Origin of the sequence: Pseudoalteromonas sp. SG43-7, from assembly GCF_014164295.1 — a bacterium.
Classification (GTDB): Bacteria; Pseudomonadota; Gammaproteobacteria; order Enterobacterales; family Alteromonadaceae; genus Pseudoalteromonas; species Pseudoalteromonas rhizosphaerae.
The window spans coordinates 130,257-154,687 of record NZ_JACJEY010000003.1 but is presented as its reverse complement, the minus strand read 5'-3'; the positions used below and the strand labels follow the sequence as shown (position 1 = coordinate 154,687).

Sequence of the window (24,431 nt, the reverse complement as noted above, 5' to 3'; positions counted from 1 at the left end):
TGGTGGGTCATGATGGACTTGAACCATCGACCAATGGATTAAAAGTCCACTGCTCTACCAACTGAGCTAATGACCCGCTCTGATGTGCCTAAGCACGCTGCGTAGATCCGCCGATTATAAACCACTCTACTATTCAACGAATAAAGAATGGTGGGTCATGATGGACTTGAACCATCGACCAATGGATTAAAAGTCCACTGCTCTACCAACTGAGCTAATGACCCGCTCTGCTGCTGCAACAAAATGCAACAAAACATTAATACGTAAATCCGCCGATAAAGACCATTCTATTATTAAATAATGAATGGTGGGTCATGATGGACTTGAACCATCGACCAATGGATTAAAAGTCCACTGCTCTACCAACTGAGCTAATGACCCGCTCTTTTTGTCGCAATTCGAGTGGTTGAACCATTCGTTTGCTGCGGGCGCTTATAATACTTATTTAAAAAATGAGTGCAACAGAAAATGTCTCTTTTTTTAAGTTTTTATGTCTAGTTGACCAATTTTAGACCGCTTATGACAAAAAGCAGTCTAATCAAACTGATTCTACATTTTTGAAAGGCGATCAGTGGCCAATTTTGCAGCAGTTGTACTTGGGTATTGGTTAAGTAAATCATTAAAGGTTTTTGACGCTTGTTCGGCTAAACCTTGCTCTTGTAATAAAGTACCAAGCTTTAACATGGCATCTGGACGCTTATTTGAATTTGGAAATTCATTTACAACAACTTTAAAATGTTCCGATGCTTTTACTGGATCATTTTTAATTGTTAATAATTGTCCTAACCAATAATGAGCGTTAGACGCATACACAGAATTTGGATACGTTGTTAAAAACGTTTGAAACTCTGGAATTGCCTGATCATAGCGCTTGTCCTTCATGATTAATGCCACTGCACGCTCGTATGCCTCATTCTCAGACAGATCAGAACTAATAGCTTGCGATGCAACAGGCTCTGCGTGTTGCTCTGCACTAGGTTGCGAGTAAGCTTGGCTAACGCGATTTTCAATTTCTTGATACAGCTCACGTTGACGTTGCAGTACTTTTTCAAGCTTATAGGTCTGCTCTTCAGTGATCCCGCGAACCTGGCTCACTTCATCTTGCAGTCTATTTAACTGTTGCTGTAACTCAACTTGTAATAAATTTCTCGACTGCATCATACTTTCAAGGGCAGCAAGGCGTTTTTCTATACTCGATTGTGAACTCGCAGCTTCTGAAACAGGAGCGGGAGCAGCCCAAACATGGGTGCTCCCGCTCAATATCATGGCTGCCAAAATAATTTTCGGCTTCATAATGTCTCTAATTTAGTAAACTAGTACCGCGCGGCGGTTTTTAGCGAAAGCAGATTCAGTACGTGATTTAACCATCGGCTTTTCTTCACCGTAGCTCACTACTGACATTTGGCTTGCAGAAACACCTAAACTTTGTAGGTATTTTTCAACTGCTTGGCCACGGTGCTCACCCAGTGCAATATTGTACTCAGGAGTGCCACGCTCATCAGCATGACCTTCAATTAATACTTTAACAGATGGGTTTTTAACTAAAAACTCAGCATGTGCACGAAGTAATTCGCCATACTGACCTTGAATAGTCGCAGTATCAAAACCAAAGTAAATCACTTGTTCTTGACGCAATTCGTCATACTTCTGACGAAGTTCTTCTTGTGCTTGCTGCTCTGGCGTTAATGTCGCAACTTCGACAGTGTCATTATCAGTTGTTTGCTCAACAGTCGCTTGATTTGATTGATTAGCTGCACCTTCATCGATATCCGAAGATGAGCTACAAGCTGCTAGTGTCATAACTGGCACAGCAATTAGCAGGCCTTTAAGTATTTTATTAAGTTGCATTGAGTAGATTCCTATATTGAGTAAACCAGCAAAAATTACTGTAAATAAGGCGACCACGCGGGTGCCTTTACTTGTCCATTTAGCACAGGTAACCGTGCTTTAAAGCGACCGTCCATTGATACTAGCGCTAGTACCTGCTTATTATTATGTAGCGTGCTATAGATGATCATCGAACCATTTGGTGCTACGCTCGGTGACTCATCTAGGCGCGTTCGTGTTAACACTTGAAATGCGCCTGTAGCCAGCTCTTTCTTAGCAAGATGGTACTGCCCGTTGGTACGGTTAACCATCACTAATTCTTTGCCGTCAGGGGTAATAGAACCAGCTAGATTCATATCACCATCAAAGGTCATTCGTTGTGACCTACCTGTTTGTAAATTTAACTTATAAATCTGAGCATTACCACCCCTTTCAGAAGTAAACACTATATCTTGACCATTCGGATGCCAAGACGGTTCAGTATCTATACTACGGTGGTTAGTCAATCGGGTTTCTTTACGCGTTGCTAAGTCTAGCATATACACTTCTGTAGCGCCGTTTCTGTCTTTTGATAGCACCAATAGTAGTTTTTTACCATCGGGTGAGAATTGTGGCGCACCATTAATACCTTGGTGACTTGTTATGAGTTCACGCTTACCAGTGTATAAATCTTGGATATAAATTTGGCTTTGACGATTTTCAAAGGTTACATACGCTAGTTTAGTGCCATCTGGTGACCATGCTGGTGACATAAGCGGCTCTTGCGAGCGTAATAAAACCTGCTCATTGAAACCATCATAATCTGCAACTACTAACTGGTAAGGCTTTGGTTCATCATCACGTACAATCACATAAGCAATTTTAGTTAAAAATGCGCCGCGCTCACCGGTGAGTTTTTCATAAATAACATCACTGATGCGGTGTGCATAACGTCTAAAACCGGTATCACTGATCACACTTTCGCGTGCTTCTTGAATATGATCTTGGTTTTTAATGAGTTTTCCGTTACTCATCATTTGCGTTTCACCGCCAGTGATTTGGCCTCGGATAACATCAATAAGCTCATAGCGTACTAAGTAACGGCCATCAGTTTGTTGTTCGACTTCACCAACTAAAATCGCTTCAACACCTTTATTTACCCAAGCGCCATAGTCTACGTCTGCGTCTTTACTAGGTAACTGTGGCATGGCATTAACGTCAATGGGTTTAAATTTACCGCTACGCATTAAATCCGCAGCAATCACATCACTGAGCTTTTGTGGAATTGGCCCCACACCTTTATACTTAAATGGCACGATCGCAATAGGCCGCGCGCCATCAATGCCTTCGGTTATGACTATTTCAAGTGCCGCATTTGCAACACTGGTAAAGCCTAAAACGAAAATTAAACAAACTGTTTTCAACTTGTTGAACATACCATTCCTTTAAAATTGTGGCTTAATTGTTAAGTTAATATTTTTTAATTGCTCAAACACATCTTTATCTTTAGAAACTGGCAGTGTATCAGCCATACGAACAGCTCTAAGCGCCGCTTCACATACTAACTTATCACCACCTAAAGATGTAACTTGTGTGACCAGACCATTAAAACCTAAGCGAATATTCACACGGCATTGTTGATTTTTCATCTTTTCATCAATTAATAAATTTTGCTGAATACGCGCCATAATTAATGCTTTATATTTATCAACCTCAGTGCCTACCTGTTGCTGACGTATTTTATTACGTGCAGCTTGCTCTGTAGCCAGTTGCTCTTGCAGCATTTGCTCTTGTAACGCTTTTTGACGTGCCTCTTCAGCAGCTTCTGCACGTTTTTTAGCGGCTAACTCTTCGCGTTTACGGTCGTCTTCAGCTTTCTTTAAAGCCTCTTCTTCTTGTTTACGTTTTTCAGCAGCAGCTTTAGCAGCAAGTTCAGCTTGTTCTTTTTGCTTTTCAGCCTGCTGCGCTTTTTCACGTTCTTTTTGCTCTATTTCACGCGCTTTTTTAGCTTGAGCTTGGGCTTGTGCGGTTTCTTTCTCTTTCGCGCGACGCTCTTGCTCTAGCTTTTTGATCCGGCGGTCTTCAGATTCACGCTGTTTACGTGCATCAGATGCTCGACGCTCTAAATCACGAATGCGTTTATCTTCAGCACGTTTTTTATCATCTTCTTTGCGTTTCAACTCAGCAATTTTTTGTTCAACCATTTTCTGGTCAACAGTCACCGCTGAAACAGCATTTTCGGCATCAGGCATAGCCTTGTTCAAGGTAACTTCCATTACTGTAGGCGGTGAAGTATGAAAACTCGCGGTTCCAATCAAAACGCCAACTATAGCGAGGTGCAATAACACTGATTTTAATACTGAAGGACCCATATTAGCTTTTATTCCCTTCAAACGATTCAGTCATTAATCCAACTGAAGGTACACCGGCATTTTTTAAGAAATCCATCAATAATAATACTTCTTGATACGATACTTTACCTGAGCCTTTGATCATCACTGGGGTTTCTGGGTTTTTCATCAGTTGCAACTTGATAACAGCGGCAACATCTAATGCTTCCATCGGTTCTTCTGGATCTGTACCGATACTGACATAGTACTTACCTTGTGCATCAATTGAAGCAATGATCGGGGGCGTATCTTTAGTATCAACTAAATCTGATTCTTCCATTTTTGGCAAATCAACTTTAACGCCATGAGTGATCAAAGGCGCAGTGGCCATAAAAATAATCAGTAGCACCAGCATTACATCAATGTAAGGAACTACGTTTATCTCTGCAACAGGACGACGCTTCTTACGCTGATACATTCGCTTTTGCCTCTATTTGGGTAGCTGCTTGACGGTGTAAAATATTTGCAAACTCTTCCATAAAGTTAATGTAGTTAGATTCTAGCTTTTCAACTCTATTAGCAAAACGGTTGTATGCAATAACCGCTGGAATAGCAGCGAATAAACCCATAGCTGTTGCAATAAGCGCTTCAGCTATACCTGGGGCAACCATTTGTAAGGTTGCTTGCTTAACTTCGCCTAACGCGATAAAAGCATTCATAATGCCCCATACAGTACCAAACAAACCAATGTAAGGACTGATAGACCCCACTGTTGCTAAAAACGATAAACTTGATTCTAATTTTTCGATTTCGCGAGATAACGCAACTCGCATTGAACGATGCGTCCCTTCCATTACAATGCTAGCACTTTGAAAAGAGTTTTTCTTATGGCGAGCAAACTCTTTAAAGCCTGCTATAAATAATGCTTCAACACCAGTTGAGCTACCGCTACGCGATGAGATCTCATTGTAGAGTTTACTTAAATCAATGCCTGACCAAAATTTTTGCTCAAATCGCTTAGTATTGGATAATGCATCCGAAATTGCTTTTTTACGCTGAAAAATAATTGCCCATGACATCACTGACATAGCTAATAATGCCAGCATAACTAATTGCACAAGAAAACTTGCTTCTAGAATTAAATCTAAAAAATTAAGCCCTGAACCCACATTAAACTCCTAATAAGATTTCTTGTATAAATAACATTTCATTATACGCTAGGTATATGACCGAAAAAATGGCCAAAAGTTGCAACTAGTGTATCTATTCAGCTCAGTACTGACAACGCTATTGCTGTGAATTAGCAACAAAAAACGTTGAAGAGCAGGCTGACTCCAGTTTTATAGCCTTGTTCGGCAATCTTGACGCAACAATTTAAGATTGTACTGCCGAGGTAAATACATGCTGGGGTGCTTATTTATAAACAAAAACTGTGTAAAACACCCTCTTTATTCACTCTTAATGAATAAACAAGCATAATTGACTATAAGCATAGTCATTGCAACAGTTTAACTAATCTATAAAAAAATCATTCAAACAAATAAAACATCACAAATTCAATAGATTAATATACGACCGTGAATTTTATGAACAAAAATAAAGCGCTCATAAAAATCTTGCTATTAGTTTTTTTTATCTGAAAATTAAATTTTTCTAGTTTGAACAAAAACCAACTATTGCGTATTATTCTCCCATACCGAGCTAGCGCAGCAATGAATACTTCATTCAGCCCAGTTCTTTGCAATATGATTCTGATTTTTCGTATTGCTACGCTTAAAGTCTTCTTGATAAAACTTGATGAATTTAAGCAGTGTTACTTAGATTACTTCCTTCAACTTGTTGTTTGCCCGCATTTTATGCGGGCTTTTTTTTGCCTGCAAATCACGCACAGCACTACCTCGCTATGGCGCATACAATATCGTTTACAAACTTAACAGTATGTGAATTGCATTAGCCCAAATAACTAAATAATCTAAACTTTAAGTAATATGCTAATCACGCGATTAACTTAAACACAGCAAAATAGACATTTGAATAGTGGCTAAAAGAACAGTATAGAAGATGTATGAGGTGGGTTTGCAGCCATACGCACGCATACAGCTACAATAAATGTACTTTATTCTTGTTTGGGTAATAAGCCAAAGTGATGATAGGCGTTATCAGACACAATACGCCCTCTTGGCGTACGTTGGATAAATCCTTGCTGGATGAGGTAAGGCTCGATCACATCTTCAATGGTTTCTTTTTCTTCACCGATGGCGGCGGCTAAGTTGTCTAACCCTACCGGCCCCCCCATAAACTTTTCAATGATCGCGAGTAAATATTTACGGTCCATATAATCAAAGCCGCTTTTATCGACATCAATCATATTAAGTGCCAGCTCTGCCACTTCGGCATTTACAGTACCGTCTGATTTAACTTGCGTGTAATCTCGTACCCGGCGTAATAATCGATTGGCGATACGTGGCGTACCACGAGAGCGTTTAGCAATTTCAATGGCGCCTTCATCACACATGGCTAAATTTAAATAATGAGCAGAGCGCCCCACTATAGTCGATAAATCTGCCACCGAATAAAACTCTAAACGCTGCACAATACCAAAACGGTCTCTAAGTGGTGAGGTTAACGAGCCTGCGCGAGTGGTAGCACCAATTAAGGTAAAAGCGGGTAAATCGAGCTTAATGGAACGAGCTGCGGGCCCTTCACCAATCATTAAATCGAGTTGATAATCTTCCATTGCAGGATAGAGTATTTCTTCAACTTGCGGGCTTAGCCTATGTATTTCATCAATAAAAAGTACATCGCCTTCTTCTAAATTGGTCAGTAGTGCGGCTAAATCACCGGCTTTTTCAAGCACTGGACCCGAGGTTGTTTTAATACTGACATTCAGCTCATTGGCAACAATGTTTGCTAGTGTGGTTTTACCCAAACCCGGCGGACCAAATATTAATAAATGATCAAGCGCTTCACCCCGACTACGTGCAGCTTCTATAAATATTTCCATTTGCTGTTTAACATGGGGCTGACCAGTATAATCGGCTAATAGTTTTGGTCTAATCGCGCGATCGACTACATCTTCATTACTTTGTTCAGTCGCATCTATTAAACGATCCGCTTCAATCATGGTTTACTCACAACATTGATTTTAGAGATTCTTTGATCAGAACCTCTGTAGACATACCAGGCTTGGCCACTGATTTTACTGTTTTTTGTGCTTGCGCCAATTTATAACCTAATGACACTAACGCAGAGATTGCATCATCTGCCGCATTATTAGCAATAAGTGCGTCAGATGCGGGCTCTATAACTGCATTATCACTAAATGGCGTGAATAAGTCATTACCCCAATCTTTTAATCGGTCTTTCATTTCAAGTACCAGGCGCTCTGCGGTTTTTTTACCTACACCTGGCAGTTTCACTAAACTGGTGGCATCTTCGTTATTCACACAGCTAACAAATTGCTTAGCCGACATCCCTGAAAGTATTGCTAGTCCGAGCTTTGGCCCAACGCCATTGGCTTTTAATAGCTCTCTAAATAATGCTCGCTCAATTTTATTATTAAAGCCAAATAATAACTGGGCGTCTTCTCTTACTACAAAATGAGTATACACAATGGCATTTTCGCCAATGTTTGGTAAATCATAAAAACACGTCATCGGCATGTTAACTTCGTAACCAACACCGCTTACTTCAAGCAAAATTTCTGGCGGTTGTTTTTCTACTAAGATGCCATTTAAGCGACCTATCATGTTATTTCCTTAATCGTCCTCTAACGGTTTTACTGGCACTGCCCGCTAGTTTTATTAAATTTTGATCGGAATGAGCATGGCATATCGCAATGGCTAATGCATCGGCTGCATCCGCTTGCGGTGTGCCTGGCAATTTTAAAATATTTTTAACCATATGCTGCACTTGCGATTTATCGGCACCACCGTGCCCTACCACCGCTTGTTTAATTTGCCGCGCCGAGTATTCAAACACCGGTAACTCAGCCATTGCCGCACCAACAATTGCAGCCCCTCTGGCTTGGCCTAATTTAAGAGCTGAATCAGGATTATGCGCCATAAATACTTTTTCAATGGCAAAATGATCGGGAGAGAATTGTTCGATTAGTTGACTGATCCCTTGATAAATCATTTTTAATCGAATAGGAAACTCGTGATCGGCCAGTTTTATACAACCGCTGCCTAAATAAGTAAATTTAGCACCTTGATGGGCAATCACCCCATAACCGGTTAATCGTGAGCCAGGATCAATCCCTAAAATAATAGCCAATACTTGCCCAATCAGTGTAAATAGTTAAGTACGCTAATAATGCCAGAGCACTGTATAAATTACCAGTGCATTATTGGCATAAAAAAGCCCGTAAAAACGGGCTTGTTTAATTGCTAACCTTTTAGGCTAAAGAGCGTAGTAACCCTTGGGTATTTTTACGCATGGTTCTAGCTATCATAAAGTAGCCTAGTGATGCCACAAACACACCACCCACTAATGGTCCAATAAGCCAAATATGCGGGTGCAGCTTACCTGCTAAGTCAAACATCTCACGTTGCACTATTAATAAAGCCACATCACTGACCAACGCAGCGACAAAACCAGCAGCGCTGCCCAGCAATAAAAACTCATATAAAGTGGCATTTTTTATTAGCCGCCCTTTGGCGCCTAAGGTACGCAATATGACAATTTCCTGCATCCGTTCACCAAGGCTTGCTTGCACTTGCGAAATTAAAACTAAGCCACCACACATCACCACTATCGCCAGTACAAATCCAATTGCCAGCGATACTTGCGAAATAGTAGAACGTATTTGTTTGACAAAGCTGTCAACGTCGATGGCGTTGATTGTCGGGTAGGCACGTAGTAGCTCACTAAAGTCGCGTTTTTGATCGGCTTCGATACGCACCGATGAAATATACGTCGCAGGAAAATCACCCAGTACATCAGGACTTAATATAATAAAGAAATTAGGCTTTAAAGTAGCCCAATTAACTTTACGAACACTGGTGATTTTGGCATCAAATGACTGGGCGCCAATCAAAAATGTTAGCGTATCACCCAGTTTCACATCTAAACGCTCTAGCATAGATTCTTCGATCGATGCTTCAGCGGTGGCATTGTCGGCAAACCACTGCCCGTCTATGATCTCATTTTGCACAGGGACTTGCTCTAACCATGTAAGATTTAGTTCACGGCCAATACCTGCGCGTGCTTCTTCGTCTTTCTTCTCGTTGTCTTGCAATGAGACTTCGCGAGCAACTAATTCACCATTAACAGCGTTTACGCGACCACGAATAGTCGGATAGAACTCAGATACTTGAATATTTTTTTGCTCTAAAAAGCTTGTTACGTCTGGCAATTCAGTTTCGGTTATATTTACTAAAAAAGCATTCGGCGCGTCGCTTGGAAGTTGCGATTGCCAATCTGCGATCATATCGTTTTTCAGCACCACTAAAAATAACAATAGCTTTATTGCCAACGAAAAACTGATCAACTGTACCGCATTAGCATTGGCACGTTTTTGCAACGAAGCAATCGCTAATGACCAACTATTCCCCGGGCGCAATCCTAGTTTACGTCCGCTGCCAAAAATTAACCGAGATAATACAAACAGTATTGCAATCAAAATTAAAGTAGAGACAAACAAAATAGCGGTAATTTTAAGGTTATTACTAAACAACCACATTAATAAAAAGACTGTTAAGCCCGACATCGCTAAATGCACTTTACTTACTAGTAGCTTATCGCCTAAGTTACGGCGTAATACCCTAAGCGGTGGAATATCAAATAAATCTAATAACGGCTTGATTGAAAACATCACGGCACAGATAACGCCAGTACTAATCGCCACAAACCACGGTTTTATACCCGCTGCAGGAAGAGTATTGTTCATTGATTTAGCTAAATAACTAGTGGCTATCTCTTGTAAACCATAGCCAATGGCTAAGCCAAGTATGACCGACAAAGCACACACCAGTGATAAATGCAGTAAGTAAATTTTGCGAATTGTCGATCGGCTACCACCTAAGGTTTTCATCATCGCAACTGGGTCATATTGGCGTTCGCAATAACGCTTTGCAGACACGGCAATCGCCACCGCCGCTAAAATAATGCCCAATAACCCCGCTAATAATAAAAAGCTTTCAGCGCGGTTTAAGCTATTTGCAATCGGCGACTGTCTGTCTTTAACACCATACCATTGCTGGTTTTCTTTCATTTGTGGTTTTAGCCAGCTATAAAAGTCAGTAAGGTTACTCTCATCCCCTGCATACAACTGGCGGTAAAAAACACGGCTGCCCGGCTGGATCACTTCAGTTTTGTCTACATCTTGGTTATTTAACAACACACGACGACTACTTGAAAAAATATTAAATGGCGCATCTGGCTCTTCCACCAATACTTTTTCAATATTAAATTGCGCAGCGCCTAGCTCAACCGTATCACCTACTTTTACATTTAGTGCATAAAATACCGATTCACTAAACCACACATTACCAACAGTTGGCCCTTGCGTGGCCACTTCAACCTCTCCGGTTAAACTGCTTTTAACTTTTAGTTCGCCCTTAAGTGGATAATGCTCCGACACCACCTTTACTGAGCTTAATTGCATTTCGTCATTAGCAAACAACATAGTATCAAAGTAAGTGAGTTGTGCGGTTTGTAAGTTGTATTCGCTTGCTGTTGTTAAATATTCACCCGGTAATTCATGGTTGCTTGCCAGCACGCGATCAGCGGCAATAAAGGCACTGCTTTTTTGCGCTATGCTTTGCCCTATGCGATCAGTCACCATAGAAAGCGTTAAAACCGTCAATACCGCCAACGCTATGGCCGCACAAATCACCGTGAGTTCACCACGGCGAAATTCACGGCTAAATAATTTTAATGCTAATTTAACCCACATTCGCCACAGCCTCATTGGTATTTTTAACTAATTGACCCGCTTCAATTTGTAACACATGCTGACACTTTGCTGCTAACGCCTCATCATGTGTGACTAAAATCAACGTCGTGCCATGAAGCTGATTAAGCTCGAATAACAGTGACTCAATTAACTTACCATTTTTGCTATCAAGATTTGCTGATGGCTCATCGGCGAATAAAATCTTTGGTGTGCCAATAAATGCGCGAGCAATCGCTACACGCTGCTGCTCACCACCAGACAATTGCGACGGATAATGCTCAATACGATGACTTAAACCTACTTTTTCCAGAAGATCGAGTGCTTGTTGCTTGGCATTTTTTTCACCAGCAAGCTCTGCCGGTAACATCACATTCTCAAGTGCTGTTAAACTCTGTACCAACATAAATGATTGAAATACAAAACCGACTTTTGCAGCTCTTAATGCCGCACGCGCTTCTTCATCAAGTTCATGCAGCGGCTCACCATCTAAATAAATTGATCCCTGAGTCGATTGGTCAAGCCCTGCGAGCAAACTTAATAAAGTTGATTTACCTGAACCTGAGGTACCAACTACAGCAACTGAGTCTCCAGACTTGACATTAAAGGTGATGTCACTGAGGATGGGCAAATCCCCTTCAAGGGTATTAACCGTTTTAGAAAGACCTTTAACCTGAATGATATTTAATTGAGATAGCGCTGACATATGATGTATTCAATCCTACGTTTTATTTTCGTTTTACTATTAGTAATCAAACCACTTAGTGCGGCAGCTGACAACACAATTTTAATTTTAGGTGATAGTTTAAGCGCCGCCTACGGCTTAAAACAAGAGCAAGGCTGGGTTAAACTGTTACAAGATAAGTACGACAACGAGCAAGCGCCGATCCAACTTATCAATGCCAGTATCAGTGGCGAAACCACCGGTGGCGCACTGCGTCGTTTAGACGCCCTGCTTAATGAGTTTCAACCGAGCCATGTACTTATAGAGCTTGGTGGTAACGACGGCCTGCGTGGCTTTCCAATTAAACGCCTAAAAGAAAACCTAGCCAGTTTAGTGAGCAAAAGCAAACAAGCTGATGCCAAAGTAGCGATTATGGTAATACACATCCCGCCTAACTATGGGCCACGTTATACCGGATTATTTACCGCTAGCTTTGCTGAGATTGCCGGTGCCACAAACAGCCATTTAATGCCATTTTTTATCTTGAATGTCGCTGCTGATAATAGCCTGATGCAAAACGACAACATACACCCTAACAAAACTGCTCAACCTATACTACGAGATGTGATGTATAAATCGATCAATGACTGGATAAATAACTAAACATCCTCATAAAATGATTTATTTCACTCAGTACGTGCAATAAATGTTCAAACAAACAAAAGCTTATTGATTTTTGAAAAAATATACGTACTATTGCTTGCAACGTCGGTATGTAGCGCAGCTTGGTAGCGCACTGTCATGGGGTGGCAGGGGTCGAGAGTTCGAATCTCTCCATACCGACCATTTAATTCAACAACTTAACCTCATTTATATATAAGTTGTTTTCTTTAAAAGCCTTTCGTGTAGCCAATCTGTAGCCACTCTACTCATTTTATAGCTGGGAAATAAAGCTTACTTCATTTAGCTGTTCGTGCGTACTGGTTACGAAACTCCCGTTTTACGATGTCTGAAAATACCCTAAATAAACTTAGCTAGTTTCGTGTATTGATCTAAGCTATTGCGTAAGCCCCACACACCAGAAAGCCGTTTCTTTGTAGATACCTAAATAAGCTTTTCCGAGTCCAATTGTTCCCCCAGCTTGTCTTAATACCTTTATTATTAAGGTGATTTACTAAAGCATAACAACTAGGATTTTTGTATCGGCTAGATTGATTGAGCAATTCCACCAGCGCTTTAAAAATTAGTTTATCGTTTTCTATTCGATGTGAATTTTGCATAACTCCCCTTTATTAAGTCATATTATACCCTTTTATATGCTAATGTTTGGTTGGCAGAGTTAAAGCATGTTTGTATAGCTATCAACATATGCTTGAAGTTCAATTCTACAATCAAGCTACTTTTTACTATTAAAGTTTCTAAGGAGAGATATGTTTTTTCTAAAAGTGATAAATCAACACCATCAAATACTAAGCCTGACTGGAGCTTAAAAGATAAAGAGCTAATAAATAATATAACTGGTAACACATATAATACATCAGACTTAGCATACGCATTAAAGAAAGACGGGCATAATGCTATTGCAGCCATTTGGTATAAAGGCCAATTTTTATGCAACTTAACAACGCTCTACAGTCAATCTGGTATTTATAAAAATCATGGTGTGAAAGAATGCGATGCTTTCATAGAAGGCTTCGACGATACAAACCTAGCTGACCTAAACAGCAATGAAATAGAAATATCTTTGCCTTACCTTAAATTCATGAACAAAGAATTTGGATTAGCGGGAATCAGAACCCAGCAAAACCAAAACCATTACGATGTGCTCTATTATGGTAAATACTTAACACAAATTTCTGAGTCTGTAGCTAACACAATAGAGAAAGCTAAAGATATCCACCTAACCAGAAAATATGGTGTTAATGGCAGTAAAGCCAAACAAGACTATGATAAACAGAAAATAGAACACGCTATTGCAAGTAAACTAAACAAAGTTGAAGCAAAAGACGTACTACTGACAACCGAAACAGCTCTAAACTTAAATATTACAAAACGTATTGATGTTATTACTGCCGAATGCGCTTATGGCATGAACATTTTTAAAGATATTTTTGCAAGTTTTAGTGATACTTTTGGAGGTCGCAGTAACAGCATACAAAACACGCTTAGAGATGCCCGTCAAACAGCACTAACTGAACTCAGGAAAGAGGCTATCTCTGTTGGTGCTAATGCCGTAATAGGTATTGATCTAGACTACAGTGAGATATCAGGCGGTGGTAAATCAGGTATGTTATTTATCGTTGCTTCGGGCACAGCTGTAATTATCGAGAATTAAATATATTATATGTGCTCTATACTGCCCGAAAAGCCATATCAAAATTCTATTCAAAGAAGTTAAAATACCTCTTTAATATATTGTTATTAAAACACTTTTATTTTCTATAGGTGCTTTCGCAAAGCCTATATATCTTGAATGCGAAATTATAAAACTAGACAGCCACTCTAATTGAACAAACAATGCTGTTCCACCACACTTACTTTTTAGATTAAGAGTTAATCTTTTACTACAAGGTTACTTTCATTTTTTCTATTTAATAAGTTATTAATCCGCTTAAACCTAAATTGCGCGCACGAAAATGACTGCACAATTGCAGTTTTAACTTTTTACTGAGGGCTTTTAACTTAACTTCTATATTTGCACAAGCTGACCTTTGTGCTGAACAAATTTTAACTAGATTAAATATTCTAAAGCATGTATTTTGTTTGCCAGGATAAAGTATAGGGACATTAAAATGAATAAAAAATTAATATTATTGGCTTTATTTCTTGGGGTAACACTAACCGCGTGCGGCGGTTCAGGTAGTTCAACTAAGCCACAAGTAGAAAATAATAATCTCAGTGATAGCGATAGCGATACATCTACCGATAGTTCAACCGGCTCAGGTGCCATTACTGCTAAAATCAATCCGATCCAATCGGTATACACCGGTTCAACGGTCAGATTAGTAGGAACAAGTAGCATTGTTCCTGCCATTTCAAGCGTGGATTGGTCAATTATTGAAAAGCCTGATAATAGCTCTGCAAAAATAGCAAATAATAGCAGCCTAATGAGCGAGTTTGTTGCCGATATAGCTGGTACATATCAAATTCAGCTAATCATTAAGTCAGGTTCAACAGAGTCTATTGCTACAGCGTCAGTGAGCATTTCAGATAAACCGATTGAGCCAAAAAATCATGCCCCAACAGCTGTTATTACTCCTTTTGAGGAAAAAGCGGGTAAAAATAAGCAAGTAACACTAAGTGGAAAAAATAGCTCAGATGCTGATGGCGATAATATTTATTATAAGTGGCAAGTTACCAGTGCTAACAATGCATTAGACTTCTTTCTCACCAACCCTGAAGGACAAAGTGCTAGTTTTGAAGGAAGAGACTATGGCATATTCACGATCAGCTTAACGGTACATGATGGTAAAGCCTATTCAGAAACGGTAACTAAACAGATAGAAGTATATGATGATAGACCAGAGCTCATAGCATCATTTGACGCACCTGAAACCGCTGAAGTGAACGAGTTTATTAACCTTGATGCAAAAGACAGCATGCAATACAATTTTGCGACTCCTATGTTTAGCTTCGACAGTGTTCCTGCTACCAGCAAGGTAACATTAGCCTATACTATGTCGTATCTCTCCTTCTTTATTCCAGATGTTGCCGGTGAATACAAGGTTCGTTTTACACTCAAAGATAGAAATAGTGACCGTACGGAATCAGTCGTAAAAACGATAACGGTCTCAGAGAAACAGAGCGATGCTGGTAAAATAGCAATTTCATTTAGTTCCGACCAAAATGCACCACCAGCACTTAACGTCTTGCCAAGCCCATTGCTTAATACCTTTACCCTATCAGAGCAATTATTCTACGCTGAAGTACAAGATCCTGAGGGCGCGCAAGTAGAGTTGAGCTGGAAGTGGCTAAATAGGCCAGCGAATAGCCAAGCAGATATTATTGCTGAAACAGGTAGCCGCGCTAGAGTTCGTTTTGATGTTGCTGGCTTTTACATTTTACAAGTCGCCGCCTCTGACGGAGAAAACACCACGAACAGGTTTGTCGCAATCAAAGTAGAAGATCCCGATAACTCCGCGCCGACCATTATCGATGTTGAGATGTTCGGGAATAAAATCAAAGGCAGTAATTTAACACTCAAAGCACACGCCTATGACAAAGAAACAGATCCCATTACCTACACATGGCTCGTATTATTGCCAAATGGCAGGGCTGCATCTATTGGTAACGAAACAAGTGATACAGCAATATTGCCTTTAGTTTCCTCAGGTAACTATCAAGTGCTTGTTTATGCAAAAGATGATATAGCTCCTTATTCGAGTCATAAACGTATTACATTTATCGTTGAGTAACAACTGATGCGGCACGCTTAGCTCGTGCCGCTGACCCGCTCACTGTCTTTTTTAGCTCCATCATAAACTCCTTTACCCTGTGAATAAACGAGTCAACACTCACCATAAGCCGATTCCTCTAAAAGATATGCTTGAGTTATGCCCAACTCAGCTAGTTTTGTCTCCGCTTCTTGGCAACTAAACTCCTACTAAAATAGATAGCCATTTTAGAGCTTGGCAGTAGCCTGTGAGCTCGATGGATTTAAGCTCAAGTTACGTTTATTGATAACTAAAATTACGCAGTCCATTTTAAAGCTAACTAATAAGCCTATTTGACTAATTACTTAACCATTGCAACTTGGATCAATTGCAAATATATTAACAAAACTACTAAGTAGAAGGATTTACTGATGCCAGGTGCCTTTGCACACATTACTGCGGCTAACTTAGCTACTGAGAATAACGCCCTGATTGGAATGAATATTCCTACCAAAACAAAGCTGATCTTAAGTCAAAATCAAAAATACCTTGAGTTAGGCTGTGTATCGCCTGACTACCCTTATTTAGCTGTGGGTAATTCAGAGCAAAATAAATGGGCTGATTTAATGCATTATCACAATACCGGTGATGTAATTAAAGAAGCAGTAAAGTATTGCAAAAATCTAGAGGGATCAGCGCAAGAGAAATGCTTTGCTTGGCTGTGTGGTTATATGTCGCATGTTGCAGCTGATATCACCATTCATCCGGTGGTCGAGCTTAAAGTGGGCCCGTATGAGCAAAACCAAACTGACCACCGCACTTGTGAAATGAATCAAGACGCTTACATTTGGCCAAGGTTAAACTTGGGTGAAATTGGCCTTGCTGATCGCTTTCGGCTTAATATCGGCTCATGTAGCAGCCAAAATAACTGCCTTGATGAAGATATTAAACAACTGTGGCACCATGTTTTATCGCATATCCACCCAGATTACACACAATCAGCAGCTCCTGACTTTGATGCGTGGCATTCAGGCTTTCAACTGGTTGTTGATCATGCTGAAGAAGGATATCGACTCTTCCCATGGGCAAGGCATGTTGCGGCAAACAATGGGCTACTCTACCCTCGCCAAGATGAGATTGATTACACTTACATTGAGCAGCTTAATACTCCAAATGGCCCAATGCACTACGACGACATTTTTAATTTAGCGGTTGAAAATATACAGTATTTTATATCGATTATTGCTAATGCTATTTTTAATGATGGAGAGTGCTGGCAAATTTGTAATTGGAATTTAGACAACGGTAAAGACGAAAATGGCAACTTAACCGCGTGGAATATTTAAAATGAAATACTTAACTCTAATCTTAGTAATTGTTTTATCTGTGGGCTGCTCTAGCCTAGCTAATGCACATGATCCAGAAAAGATGGCTGATCTTGCATCACAACTAAAAGATATTTCAGCCGCGGTTGATGGCACATTAAAGTTCAGCACCAAAACCTATACTGATCCGCAAGCATTACTAATGACTGCTATCAACAGCAATAAAAACAAACTCACCACTTTTAAGGGCTATCAGTTAAAAGTTTTCATTCAAGATAAAAATGCCGTTTTATTTCTGTGTGAGGATGACATTTTACTTATTGAAGATGCTGGCTGTACTGCGGCATCCGATATCCAGCATTGGCAATCAACTGACACTCAAGCCTGTAAAGTTACTATCAACGCCAGCAAAATTTGTAAGCGTTAAAAAATTGCGATTTATTCTTTTTTATAAAGTTTAATTAGGCCAACTTATTTTTTAAATACAATGTTTACCTTCATTAATAAAAGGAATTTCAATGAATAACAAAATAACCAAGGTACTTATATTTTGTATCGCCCCCCTAATATGTGTATTTAACCTACACGCAGAGCTTTTGCTTTCCCCCTATCCAAGTGCCAAGCTGGAGAACTCCGTTATTTTAGCGGGTGAAGAAACTCGCCTTGTTACAAAGTTTGTTGCTACAGCTGAAAAGTCTCAACAATTTGAGTATAAAAAATTCATTGGTGATACAGGCCATTACGCTTATACGATAAAAAATGTTGCTTCGTTAAAGGTAACAAAAAATTATGAAAGTGCGTTAAGTGATGCTGGTTTTAAAGTGGTTTATACATGTTCTTTAAGTGATTGTTATTCAGGAGATAAACGTGAACAAAGAAAATTATTAGCTGAAAAGTCTAGCTACTTTAACCCTAGTAATCAATTCCAACAACCTCACTATATTTTCGCCACAAAAGGGGATGAGTCCCTCGATGCTGCTATTTCGTTATTTGTTGGTCAGTATAAAAATACGACGCGAGTATTATTAACCACAGTGGATATAAAAGACATTGAATCAGGACTTGTCACTGCCAATTTTGACGCATTTACCAAACACAATAGTAAACAGATAACCAAGGCACCGCGTAAAGATAAAGGGGGCTCAGCAGATCATCCATTAATAAGTCGCTACCCTAGTAGTTATATTGAAGATTACAAACAGGTTGATTATGAAGAATTCAGCATTCCTGTTGGTATTGTTGATACAAAAACAAAGACACTCCCAATGCTAGACGTTACCGGAGACTTAACCCAAATTACTTATGTCGTAAACAGGGTGTCAACGCTAAAAATTTATCATAATTATCTAAGTGCTTTAGTAAAAGCAGGGTTTGAAACGGTATTCTCTTGTCAAAAAGATACATGCAGTGGTAACACCAGAGATAGATTAATCCGTGAGGATTTACAAAAGTTAGGTGATAAGCTCGCTGTAAAACAAGCTTATAATTACTGGCGCCAACCTCGATACCAAGTTATGAAAAGTACTGTTGAGGGCCAAACTACCTATGTAGCTTTTTTCATCGGTAACTATGAAGGCGATTCTCGTATTCAGCTTGTAGTGATGCGGAGCGAGCCATTATTAACTGGGTTAATAGAGACAAATAGCGATAAAGTGTTAGAGCAACTTAAGCAAAAAGGTAAAGCCTCAATCTATGGGGTGTTATTTGACTACGATAAAGCGGTCATAAAGCCTGAATCTAAACAATCATTGGATGTCATTGCGCAAGTTTTAGAAAAAAATAAGGCATTGAGTTTGTATGTGGTTGGTCACACAGATGATAAAGGCTCTGCAGAATATAATTTAGACCTTTCTAAACGTCGGGCTGATGCGGTCGTTAAAGCTTTAATTGCTGACTATGGTATCGCTAAAACAAGGTTAATACCTCAAGGTGTTGGCCCCTATGCTCCCGCAGCCACTAACAAAAACGAATTAGGTCGAGAGCTGAATCGACGTGTTGAATTAGTCGAAAGGTTATCTGATTCAAAATAATTACGTATCGCGAAAAATGCATATTAACGCCATTGCCTTAATATGCATCTTTATCACCAATTAGGTACGAAGTTCTATTTCAAAGTGGTCACTAGGCTCGCATTGAAGACTAAGCCTTTATCTATAGTGGCTTTAAAACTGCAAAACGCACCATTCACTAAACATAAATTGGGTGCAACATGTCCGATATCAGCGTCGATGATAACTGGGAATAAACAATTACCTAACGCAAGCTCAAGGGCTTGGTAATAATCAATAGTTTGCTCTGGAGAGCTAAGCAAAGCACTACGCCCCAGAATAATACCGTTAATATCAGCAAACACACCATTTAACCGCAACGCCATTAAAGTACGAGCCACTGCTGTAGGTGAAAGCTCTGCATTTTCTAAATAAAGTAGTAAACCTTCTGGCGCATATGTTTGCTTAAAGTTATGCAGATCAAGATATGGAGAAGCCAGTAACACGTTAAGTGAGTCTAAACAGCCACCAAATAACCGCCCCGTCAGCTCTACTTGCCTTGAGTCTTGATAGTTTAGGCAGCGCCATTGACTCGGCTGAGTATAATCAAATAATGCATCTGGCTCTTTTGCGTAATCAATCACTTTAGTCTGATAATACTTGGCAGGCACCTGTTCGAAATAGCCATTTTTCTCAAGCGCCAGAACATCAAAAACTTGCAAGCAGTAATTGTCTTTCTCGTTAGGATGTAATTGCATTAGATTTGCAGCATGAAGTGTTACCCAACCACATCGCACTGTAAGCATACAGGCAAACGTGCTCACATCTGAAAAACCTACTAACCACTTTGGCTTGGCAGACTTAACCGCATTAAAATCAATATACTGAAGTACTTCCATGGCAAGCTCACCACCCCACGGCGGCATAATTGCGGCAATGCTGTCATCTAGTAAGAACGCCATTAGCTCATCAGCGCGTTGTTTTGCTGGGCTACTTTGTTGTCTTAAGCATTTACCCTCGACTACTAGGTAGCCGCGGCGTGTTAAGCCAGAAAGTACGCGTTCCAGGCGTGGGTGAAAGATACTCTCAACACCGGATGAAAATGCGCAAATGGCAATTTTATCGCCGTTTTTTAATGCGTCAGGAAAAGTAATTGCTGTCATCAACATCTGCAAATTATCAATACGTTAGCTTAACGTACCCAATTTATTAAGAAATGTCGAGATTGTTTATGGCATAAAAAAACCGATGCAAGCATCGGTTTTTAAAAACGTGAAAATGAGTAAAGTAATTAAATGTACTCAACCTCAATGATTTCGTATTCCACGTCGCCTTTCGGGGTTTTAATGATCACAGCATCATCTGCTTGTTTACCAATTAAACCACGGGCAATCGGTGAATTAACCGAAATACGGTTATCTTTAATACTTGCTTCATCATCACCAACAATTTGGTATTTAACTTCAGCATCAGTCTCAACATTAACGATTGTTACTGTGGTACCAAAAATAACTTTACCCGTATTTGGTAGTTTAGTCACATCAATGATTTGTACATTTGAAAGCTTAGCTTCAATTTCTTGAATACGGCCTTCGCAAAAACCCTGTTGCTCACGCGCTGCGTGATATTCAGCGTTTTCTTTTAAGTCACCATGTTCACGTGCAACTGCAATATCAGATACAATTTTTGGACGGGTAACTGTTTTTAATTCGTTAAGTTCTTTGCGCATTAAATCTGCGCCACGAACTGTCATCGGAATTGTTTGCATACTTTTCTCACTTAATCCCAAGGCCGATAAACGGCCTTGGCACATTTCCTTAGTTCAATCGCAGGTGTAGTTCTTGAACTGACGTCACTTTGCTGCGGTCGTCTGCTTGGTTAGCAGTACAGTTAGCAAATGCCGCATTCAAGGTCGTTGTATAGTTAGTTTTGTGTTGCAATGCACCACGACGTAACACCTTCGAATCTTCGATCGCTTGGCGACCTTCGGTAGTATTAACGATATAGCTATACTCGCCATTTTTGATTCTATCAAGAATGTGCGGGCGACCTTCAAATACTTTGTTTACACGACGTACTGCAATACCAGCATCTTCAAGTGCAGCGGCTGTGCCACCTGTTGCATCTAGTTCAAAACCTAGGTCTGTCATGGTTTTAGCTAGTTCAACAATACGTGGCTTATCGCTATTACGCACAGATAGTAACGCGCGGCCACCGCGTGGTAAAGTGTTGCTTGCACCTAATTGTGCTTTTGCAAAGGCTTCGGCGAATGTATCACCGACACCCATTACTTCACCAGTAGAGCGCATTTCAGGGCCACGGATAGGATCCACACCTTGGAACTTAGCAAATGGCAATACCACTTCTTTTACGCTGTAGTAAGGTGGTATCACTTCTTTAGTAATGCCTTGGCTTGCTAAAGATTGACCCGCCATACAACGTGCCGCTACTTTTGCAAGTGCCACACCGGTCGCTTTTGATACGAACGGTACCGTACGCGCTGCACGTGGGTTTACTTCGATTAAGTACACTTTGCCATCTTTAACAGCAAACTGTGTATTCATCAAACCAACCACGCCAAGCTCCAGTGCCATGTCAGTTACTTGCTTGCGCATTACGTCTTGCACTTCTTGTGATAACGAATGGGCTGGTAATGAACAGGCTGAGTCACCTGAGTGAACACCCGCTTGTTCAATGTGTTCCATGATGCCGCCGATGATCACTTGCTCGCCGTCGCAAATTGCGTCAACGTCAACTTCAATCGCGTTATCTAAGAAACGGTCAAGTAGTACTGGTGCTTCATTTGATGCAGATACGGCTTCGGTCATGTAACGACGTAAGTCTTGCTCGTCATACACGATTTCCATTGCGCGACCACCTAGTACATACGAAGGACGTACAACCAGTGGGAAACCAATTTCAGCTGATTTTAAAATCGCTTCTTCAGTTGAAGTAACAGTAGCATTTTCCGGCTGAAGCAGGTTTAAACGCTCAACAAGTTGTTGGAAACGCTCACGGTCTTCTGCACGGTCAATCGCATCTGGTGAAGTACCAATTACTGGCACGCCGTTAGCTTCAAGTTCACGGGCAAGTTTAAGTGGTGTTTGACCACCGTATTGCACGATTACACCAACAGGCTTTTCTACACGTACGATTTCAAGTACGTCTTCAAGGGTAATTGGTTCAAAGTATAAACGGTCTGACGTATCGTAGTCGGTAGAAACCGTTTCAGGGTTACAGTTAACCATGATAGTTTCGTAACCGTCTTCACGTAGTGCAAGGGCTGCGTGAACACAACAGTAATCAAATTCAATACCTTGACCGATACGGTTAGGACCGCCACCAATAACCATGATTTTATCACGATCAGATGGGTTAGCTTCACACTCTTCATCGTACGTTGAGTACATGTATGCAGTATCAGAGCTAAATTCTGCAGCGCACGTATCAACGCGCTTGTATACTGGCACGATGTTTAATAAATGACGCTTTTTACGAATTTCAGCTTCAGACACACCGGCAATTTCAGCGATACGAGGATCAGCAAAACCTTTACGTTTTAACTTACGAAGGAAATCAGCGCTTAAGCCAGCCATGCCCACTTCGGCAATTTTAGCTTCGTCTTTTAAGATATCTTCAATCTGTACTAAGTACCAACGGTCAACTTTGGTTAACTGAAACACTTCTTCAACGCTCATGCCGTGACGCATTGCATCAGCAATATACCAAATACGCTCAGCGCCTGGCTCACGTAATTCACGGATGATTTTCTCTTTCGCTTTCGGATCGTCAAGTGCCACGATTGGGTTGAAACCCGTTGCGCCAACTTCCAGACCACGTAATGCTTTTTGTAACGACTCTTGTTGGTTACGACCAATCGCCATTACTTCGCCTACAGATTTCATTTGCGTGGTTAAACGGTCGTTTGCACCAGCAAATTTTTCAAAGTTAAAGCGAGGAATTTTTGTGACTACATAGTCAATTGATGGCTCGAACGACGCAGGTGTTTTACCACCGGTGATGTCATTTTGTAGCTCATCAAGTGTGTAGCCTACCGCTAGCTTAGCCGCGATTTTAGCAATCGGGAAACCGGTTGCTTTTGAAGCAAGTGCTGATGAACGTGATACACGTGGGTTCATCTCGATAATAACCATACGGCCGTCATCTGGATTAACACCAAACTGTACGTTTGAGCCACCTGTTTCAACACCAATTTCACGCAGTACTGCCATAGAGGCATTACGCATTAATTGGTATTCTTTGTCAGTTAATGTTTGCGCAGGAGCAACGGTGATTGAATCGCCAGTATGAACACCCATTGGGTCAAAGTTTTCAATTGCACAAACGATAATGCAGTTGTCGTTTTTGTCACGCACAACTTCCATTTCGTACTCTTTCCAACCGATCAATGATTCATCAATCAATAGCTCGCTGGTTGGAGAAAGGTCTAAACCGCGTTCACAAATTTCTTCAAACTCTTCTAAGTTATACGCCACACCGCCGCCGGTGCCGCCCATAGTGAAAGAAGGTCGAATAATACACGGTAAACCAATGCGTTTGATGATGTCTTTTGCTTCATCCATTGAATGCGCAATTTCAGCACGCGGGCATTCTAAACCGATATTTCTCATTGCGATATCGAAACGTTCGCGGTTTTCTGCTTTATCGATTGCATCAGCTGTTGCGCCAATTAGCTCAACACCATGCTTTGCCAATACACCGTGCTTGTCTAGTTCTAGCGCACAGTTCAATGCGGTTTGACCACCCATTGTAGGTAGCACTGCATCTGGCTTTTCTTTTTCAATGATTTTTTCTACCACTTCCCAATGAATTGGCTCGATGTAGGTCGCATCAGCCATATCAGGATCGGTCATAATTGTTGCAGGGTTTGAGTTAACTAAAATAACTCGATAGCCTTCTTCTCTAAGTGCTTTACACGCTTGAGCACCAGAGTAGTCAAATTCACAGGCTTGGCCGATTACAATCGGGCCTGCGCCTAGGATAAGAATGCTTTTTATGTCGGTACGTTTTGGCATTGTTACTCCGGTTT

The 24,431-nt window shown here is 40.5% G+C and carries 20 protein-coding genes and 4 tRNA genes; 7 read left to right on the top strand and 17 right to left on the bottom strand.

Features of this window, described 5'->3' with window-relative positions; all coding sequences use genetic code 11:
* The 14 genes from H5200_RS02310 to H5200_RS02245 form a co-directional block, all read right to left on the bottom strand.
* A tRNA-Lys gene (locus H5200_RS02310) sits at positions 1-76 on the bottom strand.
* Positions 77-148: 72 nt separating this feature from the next.
* A tRNA-Lys gene (locus H5200_RS02305) sits at positions 149-224 on the bottom strand.
* An 81-nt stretch (positions 225-305) separates the two neighbouring features.
* A tRNA-Lys gene (locus H5200_RS02300) sits at positions 306-381 on the bottom strand.
* A gap of 168 nt (positions 382-549) precedes the next feature.
* Positions 550-1,293, bottom strand: coding sequence for a tol-pal system protein YbgF (gene ybgF / locus H5200_RS02295; RefSeq protein WP_149982323.1), 744 nt, complete (start codon positions 1,291-1,293; stop codon positions 550-552).
* A 12-nt stretch (positions 1,294-1,305) separates the two neighbouring features.
* Positions 1,306-1,848 (bottom strand): peptidoglycan-associated lipoprotein Pal, encoded by a 543-nt coding sequence (gene pal, locus H5200_RS02290; RefSeq protein WP_149982324.1) that lies wholly within the window; start codon positions 1,846-1,848, stop codon positions 1,306-1,308.
* A 35-nt stretch (positions 1,849-1,883) separates the two neighbouring features.
* The gene (tolB, locus tag H5200_RS02285; protein ID WP_149982325.1) at positions 1,884-3,242 is read right to left on the bottom strand and encodes a Tol-Pal system beta propeller repeat protein TolB; all 1,359 of its coding nucleotides are present in this window, start codon (positions 3,240-3,242) and stop codon (positions 1,884-1,886) included.
* A 9-nt stretch (positions 3,243-3,251) separates the two neighbouring features.
* Positions 3,252-4,178, bottom strand: coding sequence for a cell envelope integrity protein TolA (gene tolA / locus H5200_RS02280; RefSeq protein ID WP_182760835.1), 927 nt, complete (start codon positions 4,176-4,178; stop codon positions 3,252-3,254).
* Position 4,179: 1 nt separating this feature from the next.
* Positions 4,180-4,614: a protein TolR gene (gene tolR, locus H5200_RS02275; RefSeq protein ID WP_149982327.1), complete on the bottom strand. Its 435-nt coding sequence runs from the start codon at positions 4,612-4,614 to the stop codon at positions 4,180-4,182.
* Positions 4,601-5,305, bottom strand: coding sequence for a protein TolQ (gene tolQ, locus H5200_RS02270; protein WP_149982328.1), 705 nt, complete (start codon positions 5,303-5,305; stop codon positions 4,601-4,603). The genes tolR and tolQ overlap by 14 nt, the downstream gene beginning before the upstream one ends.
* A gap of 947 nt (positions 5,306-6,252) precedes the next feature.
* The gene (gene ruvB / locus H5200_RS02265) at positions 6,253-7,260 is read right to left on the bottom strand and encodes a Holliday junction branch migration DNA helicase RuvB (protein ID WP_145233092.1); all 1,008 of its coding nucleotides are present in this window, start codon (positions 7,258-7,260) and stop codon (positions 6,253-6,255) included.
* A 7-nt stretch (positions 7,261-7,267) separates the two neighbouring features.
* Positions 7,268-7,885 carry a Holliday junction branch migration protein RuvA gene (gene ruvA, locus H5200_RS02260; RefSeq protein ID WP_145233091.1) on the bottom strand — a complete coding sequence of 206 codons (618 nt, stop codon included), beginning with the start codon at positions 7,883-7,885 and terminating at the stop codon, positions 7,268-7,270.
* Between the two features lies 1 nt (position 7,886).
* Positions 7,887-8,411, bottom strand: coding sequence for a crossover junction endodeoxyribonuclease RuvC (ruvC, locus tag H5200_RS02255; protein ID WP_145233090.1), 525 nt, complete (start codon positions 8,409-8,411; stop codon positions 7,887-7,889).
* 121 nt (positions 8,412-8,532) lie between these two features.
* Positions 8,533-11,034, bottom strand: coding sequence for an ABC transporter permease (locus H5200_RS02250; protein ID WP_182760834.1), 2,502 nt, complete (start codon positions 11,032-11,034; stop codon positions 8,533-8,535).
* Complete coding sequence (locus H5200_RS02245) at positions 11,024-11,737, bottom strand: ABC transporter ATP-binding protein (protein ID WP_145233088.1); 714 nt, start codon at positions 11,735-11,737, stop codon at positions 11,024-11,026. The genes H5200_RS02250 and H5200_RS02245 overlap by 11 nt, the downstream gene beginning before the upstream one ends.
* On the opposite strand from H5200_RS02245, the gene H5200_RS02240 reads away from it, so the two are divergent.
* The 7 genes from H5200_RS02240 (at position 11,738) to H5200_RS02210 (ending at position 19,423) form a co-directional block, all read left to right on the top strand.
* On the top strand, positions 11,738-12,358 hold the full coding sequence (locus H5200_RS02240) for an arylesterase (protein WP_182760833.1): 621 nt from the start codon (positions 11,738-11,740) through the stop codon (positions 12,356-12,358).
* A gap of 106 nt (positions 12,359-12,464) precedes the next feature.
* A tRNA-Pro gene (locus tag H5200_RS02235) sits at positions 12,465-12,541 on the top strand.
* A 484-nt stretch (positions 12,542-13,025) separates the two neighbouring features.
* Positions 13,026-14,030: a YbjQ family protein gene (locus H5200_RS23840; protein ID WP_259399162.1), complete on the top strand. Its 1,005-nt coding sequence runs from the start codon at positions 13,026-13,028 to the stop codon at positions 14,028-14,030.
* Between the two features lie 457 nt (positions 14,031-14,487).
* Positions 14,488-16,110: a PKD domain-containing protein gene (locus tag H5200_RS02225; RefSeq protein WP_182760832.1), complete on the top strand. Its 1,623-nt coding sequence runs from the start codon at positions 14,488-14,490 to the stop codon at positions 16,108-16,110.
* A 389-nt stretch (positions 16,111-16,499) separates the two neighbouring features.
* Positions 16,500-17,414: a zinc dependent phospholipase C family protein gene (locus H5200_RS02220; protein WP_182760831.1), complete on the top strand. Its 915-nt coding sequence runs from the start codon at positions 16,500-16,502 to the stop codon at positions 17,412-17,414.
* Position 17,415: 1 nt separating this feature from the next.
* Positions 17,416-17,820 (top strand): hypothetical protein, encoded by a 405-nt coding sequence (locus tag H5200_RS02215; protein ID WP_182760830.1) that lies wholly within the window; start codon positions 17,416-17,418, stop codon positions 17,818-17,820.
* Between the two features lie 91 nt (positions 17,821-17,911).
* Positions 17,912-19,423, top strand: coding sequence for an OmpA family protein (locus H5200_RS02210; RefSeq protein WP_182760829.1), 1,512 nt, complete (start codon positions 17,912-17,914; stop codon positions 19,421-19,423).
* 74 nt (positions 19,424-19,497) lie between these two features.
* On the opposite strand, the gene H5200_RS02205 is transcribed toward H5200_RS02210, so the two are convergent.
* The 3 genes from H5200_RS02205 to carB form a co-directional block, all read right to left on the bottom strand.
* A complete protein-coding gene (locus tag H5200_RS02205; protein WP_182760828.1) occupies positions 19,498-20,544 on the bottom strand; it encodes a S66 peptidase family protein in 1,047 nt (348 codons plus the stop codon).
* Between the two features lie 128 nt (positions 20,545-20,672).
* Positions 20,673-21,149 (bottom strand): transcription elongation factor GreA, encoded by a 477-nt coding sequence (gene greA, locus H5200_RS02200; RefSeq protein ID WP_145233085.1) that lies wholly within the window; start codon positions 21,147-21,149, stop codon positions 20,673-20,675.
* Positions 21,150-21,198: 49 nt separating this feature from the next.
* Positions 21,199-24,417 carry a carbamoyl-phosphate synthase large subunit gene (carB, locus tag H5200_RS02195; protein WP_149982336.1) on the bottom strand — a complete coding sequence of 1,073 codons (3,219 nt, stop codon included), beginning with the start codon at positions 24,415-24,417 and terminating at the stop codon, positions 21,199-21,201.
* Positions 24,418-24,431 lie beyond the last annotated feature (14 nt).

Excerpts from the sequence above, each read along its gene's own strand:
- pal (WP_149982324.1), bottom strand. The coding sequence starts at position 1,848 with ATGCAACTTAATAAAATACTTAAAGGCCTGCTAATTGCTGTGCCAGTT.
- H5200_RS02250 (WP_182760834.1), bottom strand. The coding sequence starts at position 11,034 with ATGTGGGTTAAATTAGCATTAAAATTATTTAGCCGTGAATTTCGCCGT.
- carB (WP_149982336.1), bottom strand. The coding sequence starts at position 24,417 with ATGCCAAAACGTACCGACATAAAAAGCATTCTTATCCTAGGCGCAGGC.
- ruvB (WP_145233092.1), bottom strand. The coding sequence starts at position 7,260 with ATGATTGAAGCGGATCGTTTAATAGATGCGACTGAACAAAGTAATGAA.
- greA (WP_145233085.1), bottom strand. The coding sequence starts at position 21,149 with ATGCAAACAATTCCGATGACAGTTCGTGGCGCAGATTTAATGCGCAAA.
- H5200_RS02240 (WP_182760833.1), top strand. The coding sequence starts at position 11,738 with ATGATGTATTCAATCCTACGTTTTATTTTCGTTTTACTATTAGTAATC.
- H5200_RS02225 (WP_182760832.1), top strand. The coding sequence starts at position 14,488 with ATGAATAAAAAATTAATATTATTGGCTTTATTTCTTGGGGTAACACTA.
- H5200_RS02245 (WP_145233088.1), bottom strand. The coding sequence starts at position 11,737 with ATGTCAGCGCTATCTCAATTAAATATCATTCAGGTTAAAGGTCTTTCT.
- H5200_RS02210 (WP_182760829.1), top strand. The coding sequence starts at position 17,912 with ATGAATAACAAAATAACCAAGGTACTTATATTTTGTATCGCCCCCCTA.
- ybgF (WP_149982323.1), bottom strand. The coding sequence starts at position 1,293 with ATGAAGCCGAAAATTATTTTGGCAGCCATGATATTGAGCGGGAGCACC.
- H5200_RS02205 (WP_182760828.1), bottom strand. The coding sequence starts at position 20,544 with ATGACAGCAATTACTTTTCCTGACGCATTAAAAAACGGCGATAAAATT.
- tolB (WP_149982325.1), bottom strand. The coding sequence starts at position 3,242 with ATGTTCAACAAGTTGAAAACAGTTTGTTTAATTTTCGTTTTAGGCTTT.
- tolR (WP_149982327.1), bottom strand. The coding sequence starts at position 4,614 with ATGTATCAGCGTAAGAAGCGTCGTCCTGTTGCAGAGATAAACGTAGTT.
- tolA (WP_182760835.1), bottom strand. The coding sequence starts at position 4,178 with ATGGGTCCTTCAGTATTAAAATCAGTGTTATTGCACCTCGCTATAGTT.
- H5200_RS02215 (WP_182760830.1), top strand. The coding sequence starts at position 17,416 with ATGAAATACTTAACTCTAATCTTAGTAATTGTTTTATCTGTGGGCTGC.
- ruvA (WP_145233091.1), bottom strand. The coding sequence starts at position 7,885 with ATGATAGGTCGCTTAAATGGCATCTTAGTAGAAAAACAACCGCCAGAA.
- H5200_RS02220 (WP_182760831.1), top strand. The coding sequence starts at position 16,500 with ATGCCAGGTGCCTTTGCACACATTACTGCGGCTAACTTAGCTACTGAG.